This window comes from Novipirellula sp. (genome assembly GCF_041583735.1).
GTDB lineage: Bacteria > Planctomycetota > Planctomycetia > Pirellulales > Pirellulaceae > Novipirellula.
In genome coordinates this window covers 48,077-54,965 of record NZ_JBFHFD010000003.1, presented here as the reverse complement: position 1 = coordinate 54,965, position 6,889 = coordinate 48,077, and the positions used below count along the sequence as shown (strand labels likewise).

Genomic DNA, 6,889 nt, shown 5'->3' with positions numbered 1-6,889 from the left:
GCCGAATGGGGACTACTCCAGCAGTCGACTGAACATGCACAATTGAGCGGTCGTTCGTGCGGCCACCGACGGATTCCAGCGAACTTGGTTCATCCGCTTGCAAAGCTCGTCGCTTAACCGTTCAATCGGCTGGTGCAGTCGAACGAACCCGAGTCGCTGTGCTGCTTCGGATAGCGTTTGCCAATCCCCCGAGGCCGCTTGGTTAAGTCCCGTCAACAGAATTTCGCTGAGGTGGATGTTGAGTGTCGTGAGAAATTCTTTGATTGGCGACTGCGGCGACGCCAACTCGCTGTCCTCTGAACTCGCTTCGGTCTGGAGTTCCCCGCTGCCGCCTAACCAAGTCGACACGGCTTGACGCGATTGGTCGCTCGATTCAAACACGATCGAGATCGGTTCGATTTCGAGTTGCTGGTGCACCCAGCGGACATGGCCACTGACAAAACGTGCGTCACTGCCACGCGTTGCCAGCATGTTGCTCAATTCGGTGAACCCTGCATCACCGCGATGGTGATAAGGGAAAATAATCCGGGCGGTCGCGGAATTTGCATCATGCATCGTCGCGGTCAGCTGTTGATGGACGACGTCAAAATCGGAATCGCTGATCCGAGTGACTTTCAAAACGTGTAGGTTTTCAGTGTGCCGCAGCGGTCTCAACCAATCCGGTGGCAATCGTTCGAATCGTTCCCGCGCTTGTTGGAAATGGTCGATCGCCAGCGGAGGTTGTAGTTGTTCCCACTGAAACGTTTGCGGATTGATCGTCAATTTTCCGCTGCCCCGCGGCAGAATTAATTCGTCGGTCGCGGTCCGTTTTCCCGAGCCGAGCATCATTTGCGACATCGCCGCCCCGCCCAACGACACGCCGCGGCTGAGTGAATGGGCCGCCAATTCTTCAAAGGATTTTGCCGTTGGTTGTGATTTCGGATCGGGGTCGGCAAACACCCGCTGCACCGCGACCACGGTCCCGGTATCGACGTCTTGGAAATAGGCGAGCATTTTGGTTTGGGATCGTCCGGGACGAACGCCAAGCCCGAGCCCAACGAACCGCCCGCCCTTGATGTCAGTACGGCGATCCGATTTGTTGCCTCGTACCAACGGCTGAGGCACCGATCCATTTTGTGAGCGAATCGACCGCGACCTTGCGATCAACTCGCCGACCAACCGCACCGTTTCCAGAGGACTGAATCTCGCATCCTTCTGAGTGTAACATTCGTGTTGGTGGATCAGTTGCAGCACCAGTTCAGCGGGCCATACCAAGCCGCCCCCACGCAATTGTTTTTCCAGCCGCGATAGACGCTGAGGCCACGTGGCACTGCAGCCAGACATCCCATCGCTGCAGAGTTCGGTAATCAGTTCGTCGAGTCGGGCGAGTTCCTCGTTGGGAACAGGCAACTCATTTTGCCCCAATGAGATCAGCCCGGTGTTTCGCTTGGGATCAAGTTCGCGAAACGCCCACACCGCCATCGCGGTCCACTGAGGCAGCATCGCTGCGGCACAATCCGCTCGTGCATAGCGTGCATCGCCCGGCACAGGAAAACGGACGGTGCACGATTCGTGCAAAAATCGAGCGGTCGGTTTCTCGCCACGCGTCAGTTCGACCAAGACGCCATCGTTAAACACTTTCCTCGCTCGAGTGATCGTCGCCTTGCGAAAATGTTGAATCAAGTCTTCGTCACTGATTTGACCAGGATCCCATGCGGACGATGATGCGGTGGTGTTTTGATCTTCGTGGACCGTGGTGACATCGATGTCAACTTCGTCGGTCTCGCCATTGCCGGTCTCTTCTTTGTCGGACGGGGCAGCGTTCGCGACATGACGTTGATACGCCAGGACAGACCGAATGACATGGCGACTGATTCCAATTGAACCGCTCGAACAGTTGGCTTCGTGAATCGTTTGCCCCGATACGAATTGGCACACGGTTCCGTCGGACCAAGTCACGATTAAATCATGCGCTGCGGAATTGTCCTCGGTTTCGCTGATTTCGTAACTCAACTGGCCTTCGTCCAATTCGCGTTGGGCTCGCTTCACGGTGCCACGGTTGGTCAGCGAGGCCAAGTCGTCACTAGATAGCGAGAGCAGATCGACTCGAGTCATGGTTTATGCCCGCACCTTTTCGGCGACCCAATTGGCCAATTCACCGGGAGTCATCGCCGCGACGTGCCAGCCAATTTTGACCATTTGAGCCGCGACTTGTTCGTCGTACGTCGGATCGGCTTGCCCATCCAAGGCGGCCAATCCTAAACAGGTCACACCACTTTCGACCAATTGGCGAGCGGCGGAATAGAGCCGTCCCGTGGGTCCGCCTTCGTAAAAATCGGTGATCAGTGCCACGATTGTGCGTTGCGGGTTTTCCACCAGCGTGGATGCATACGCGACCGCTTGCCCGATGTCGGTTCCGCCACCGAGTTGAACTTTCATCAATGTTTCGACAGGGTCGACGATTTGCCCCGTCAAATCGACGACCGATGTATCAAAAATGCAAAGGTGGACCTTCATCATTTGCATGCTGTAAAACACCGCCGCTGTGACGGCCGAATGGATGACGCTATCAAGCATGCTGCCTGATTCATCGACCAAAATAATGATTTGCCAACGATCAACTTGCCGCCGCACACGCGAGTAGAAGTACGGCGTTTCCACCAGCACGCGTCGCTCGACGGGATCGTAGTGTTTCAAGTTGCGTCGTAGCGTTGTTTGCACATCAAAGTTTTTGGCGACTCTCAAAAACGAACGATGGCGTCGATCGACCGATCCTTGGAACGCACTGCGAACCTGTTGGGCCATTTCTTCCATCAATTGCTCAACCGCCTTGCGAACGAGTTGTTGTGCCGCCTTTAACACCTCTTGGTTCATTAGGTGCTTGGTTCGCAGCACCGCTTTGAGCAGAGTTTGGTTGGGTTGAGCACGCGCAAGCACATCGGGGTTGGTTACCATTTCATCGAGTTGATACCGCTCGAGTGCGTCCTTTTCTAAACGTTCGATGGTCGACTTGGGGAAGAGTTCGTGGATTTGGTTGATCCACTCCGGGACGGTCAACGAGCTGGCGTCGAGGCTGCCCGACCGATTGCCGTCTTTGCCACGCACGTTTTTCCCACGTCCTTCGCGATCATAGAGAAAGCTTAAACACTCTTCTTGCAGTTGTTCCTGATGCGACAGCGCCCCACACAATTGTTCGCTGCCCGATCCCATTACTAATCGCCAACGCGACTGACGTTGGGCCAATGTTTCGGTTGCCGCGTCTTGGTTCGGCGGTGTCGATTCGGAGGTTGCGTGAGGTTGAGCGTTGGTTGAATCAGAGTCGGCCATCGATTTGCTCCAGTCCGTATTTGGCAATTGCCTCGAAAAGACGGTCCTCGATCGCCAGCGATTCTGCCGCCGTCGCCTCGTCGGCCGGCAAGTGGTTCAGTGGCTTCGGATTCTTCAGTCCGAGGGAATCGAACAGCGTGGACAACATGTGATGTTTTTCCCGCGGCGTGAATGAGGTGAACGCCAATCGCAGTGATGGCAACGCGGTTTGAAATTCATCGCCGCCAAACCGCAATAGGACTTGGTCGATCGAACGAACCAGCGACGGATGCCGCTGAGCGACCTCGCGAGCAAGCGTGAACAAGCCGTTTAGGAAATCGCCAAGATGGTCCGGATTGGCAAAGAACATCAGATCCTTCAGCACTCGATCGGGGCTGGCTTGGCCGATTGTCCACAGAATTCCTGCGGCTGCCCCTCGGACGGTGGGCGGTTTGTGAGCGTCCGTTTGGATTCGCGTCAACACGCTTGCAAATTCGTTCTCGGCCAACTCCAGCACATCGCCGACGCGTCGATACGTCTCCAACATCGCTTGCATGCCTCGCAAAATCGAGCCATCTGCTGGTGTTTGCTTTCCGATCGATTCGAGCAACCACAGCGATCGTGAAAACGATTGACGAACCAGATTCTGCAGCTGAGGCAGTCGTGTCGTCCCAAAGGCTTCGTCAAAACAAAACACGTATAACAAATGTCCGAGCGATTGAGCGACTCCGACAAAGCGAGGTTCCGATGCAATCAGACGCTCGAGGGATTCGAGCAGCGGTTTCGATAGCGACTCGACGCCACACTGAGACGCCTTGACTAACAATTCCGCTGCCTTCGCGGCATCACGATATTGGCGGTTGGATTTTTCGGTTAAGCACGCCGCAACTGCCTCGGCGATCGTGGTGCCGTAGCGAGACGCTTCGATACAGGACGATTCAAACTCGGGAGTCCATCTGCGATTCCACGTTTCCCAGAGCCTCTCTAGTTCGTCACGGGCGAGAAAGTCGGTTCCACCGTCGCGCCGAAATCCTTTGATGTCCAACACGCTCAGTTGGTGTAGCAGCCGACTTTTTCTCACATCGGCGGCATCCAAAAGATCCAGTTCGATTGATTCACTTCGCCGCGTTGGTTCGAGACCGAGCAATTCGAGTTGGTGTTGAATTTCGCGAACCAACGGGGGAATGCGAATCCCGCTCGCCAGTCGCCCACGCTGGTCACCACGTAGCACCGCATGCACGGCATCGATGAAGGGCGATTCGCAATCGTATTCCAGTTCATCTTTGATCAACGATGACGTGACCGCGTCGATCAGGTCTCGTCGCCACACATGTTGCCGCCCGCGAAGTGCCGCAAGCGCCCGAGCCGACGTTTCGACTGCGATCAGGTCCGCGGTGCTGAGCGTTTGTTTGCGGTGGCGAAGCGCAGTGACCAATTCGGTCAACAGCGGTTGGTGATCAAAGGTTTTGTCTTGATTTCGTTGCGACCATGCATGGTGGTAAAACCCCGGACTCGGCATGCCTGCGTTGTAGCCGGTCAAATTGTCGAGCCGTTCGTACGAATACGTCGTCAGTGCGACTCCACGATCGACAATCGGGGCGATCACCGCCTGCGACGCTTCGCTGGGCTGTGGATCGTCGATCCCCGCACAAGCGTAGCCTTCATTTCGAGCCAACAACGCACTGCTGTGAAATCCTCCGGTCACGACCAGCGTTTTGCCACTCGTTTGCTTTGCCGTTTTGGCAATTTGCTCCGCCATGAACGCTTCGCGTCGGCGGTCGCTAACACTGACGCTGGGTTCCCAAGTGCGGATGTTCCAGCACAACGAATGGGTGCGACGCAAATAATCGGCGAGTTCAAGCTTCGCATGCGATTCGATCAGCCGGTCCCACAGATCATCAAAATCTTCGACTTGCAGCCGCTCGCACAATGCGTTGACATAACGTCCACGACGAAGCTCCGCGTCGGCATAACGATGCGAGGCACGTTCATCCCCGGCACTCTCGGACCACGGCAGATCGATGAAACGCACCTCGGCATCGATACGATGCCCGTGTTGAATCGCGACCCATTCCGGCGAATATTCGCAAAATGGATAATAGACGCCCTGATGAATCAGCTCGGTTTCCGCTTGACGATCCCCCGCTGTCACGCCCGCTCGAAAGTAGCTGTAGATCGCGATCGGCAATTGATGCTCGAGCAAAAGTTCGCCGAGATGCTCGTTGTAGTCACTGGGGCCTTCGATCAGCACCGCAGTCGGTTTGAGCGACTCGATCAGCTGAGCGATCAACATCGCGCACGCCGGGCTGTGGTGCCGCACGGGGAAATAGACCACGTCCGCTGTGGTGTCACACAGCCGATCGATCAGCGGTTGATCGTCCGGTGCTGGATCACGTTTGGGCATCCGAGGTTATCTTCTTTTCAAGAATCCGTGTGCGAGTTGTGGAGGACTCATTCGCGCAGAGCTCAGGTCAGTTCATCACGAGCATCATAGAACTCTTTCCAGCGACCTTGTTTCCGCTTTTTGATCACGTGGTCGAAATAGTGCCTAACTTTTTTGAGGTCGTCGGGATTGTCCTTCAGTACGCTGCCCACTAAATGGCGAACCAAATGAGTCGGCTCGATTTGGCCGTCGGCGTAATAGTACGCATGCACGCCCGCGGCGTAGGCCGTTCCGACCGCTTCGGCGGTACTGAGTACGGTGGTCGGTGGATCGATGCCTTGACCGTCGATCGTTTTGCCCTGGCGAAGTTCGCGAAACGTCGTGACCAATAACTCGGTTAAGTCTTGATCGATCGTGACCGGAACTTGAGATCGGTCGAGGTTGCGGTTGGTCTCTCGCTGGACCAAATGCATTTCTTCGGCAATGTCTGCAATCGGATGCACCGTTTCAAAATTGAATCGCCGCTTTAGCGCCGCACTCATCTCGTTGACCCCGCGGTCACGCGTGTTCGCGGTGGCGATCACATTGAAACCGGACTGAGCATACAGACTGCGGTTTTGCTCGGGCAACTCGGGGATCGCCATCACGCGATCGCTGAGCACCGACAACAGCACGTCTTGTATTTCCAAGGCACAACGCGTGATCTCTTCAAAACGAACCAATTTGCCGTGAGTCATCCCCAGGTACAGCGGCGCGGGAACAAGCGAGTTCTCGCACGGTCCTTCGGCGACCAGCAACGCGTAGTTCCACGAATAGCGGATGTTGTCTTCGGTGGTCCCCGCACTGCCTTGGATCGTTAGCGTCGAATCGCCGCTGATCGCGGCCGTCAACAGTTCACTCAAGTAGCTTTTCGCGGTGCCTGGTTCTCCAATCAACATCAGACCGCGGTTGGTTGCCAGTGACACGATACATCGTTCCAGGAACGCACGCCGGCCGACAAATTTGGGCGGCTTGCCTTGTTGTGCGTCGCCCAAGACAAACGACAACACTGCCCGCGGCGACATTCGCCAACCCGGTGGTTTCGGTTCGTCGGCGGTGGCGCTCGCCAGCGCTGCAAGTTCGTCGGCAAACAGCACTTCCGCCGGAGGACGCTGCTGCGACAGTGAGGCTTGGTTTAATCCGCTGGACGCTTTTTGAGAGCCTGTTCTTTTCTTAGCCATC

At 56.0% G+C, this 6,889-nt stretch carries 4 protein-coding genes; all 4 read right to left on the bottom strand.

Annotated features, from left to right (window positions below; all coding sequences use genetic code 11):
• Nucleotides 1-12: 12 nt before the first annotated feature.
• Entirely contained in the window at nucleotides 13-2,094 is a 2,082-nt protein-coding gene (locus tag ABX962_RS00655; protein ID WP_372715645.1) for a hypothetical protein, read from the bottom strand.
• 3 nt (nucleotides 2,095-2,097) lie between these two features.
• Nucleotides 2,098-3,306, bottom strand: coding sequence for a VWA domain-containing protein (locus ABX962_RS00650; RefSeq protein WP_372715643.1), 1,209 nt, complete (start codon nucleotides 3,304-3,306; stop codon nucleotides 2,098-2,100).
• Nucleotides 3,293-5,689 (bottom strand): DUF5682 family protein, encoded by a 2,397-nt coding sequence (locus ABX962_RS00645; protein WP_372715641.1) that lies wholly within the window; start codon nucleotides 5,687-5,689, stop codon nucleotides 3,293-3,295. The genes ABX962_RS00650 and ABX962_RS00645 overlap by 14 nt, the downstream gene beginning before the upstream one ends.
• Nucleotides 5,690-5,751: 62 nt before the next feature.
• A complete protein-coding gene (locus tag ABX962_RS00640) occupies nucleotides 5,752-6,888 on the bottom strand; it encodes an AAA family ATPase (RefSeq protein ID WP_372715639.1) in 1,137 nt (378 codons plus the stop codon).
• Nucleotide 6,889 lies beyond the last annotated feature (1 nt).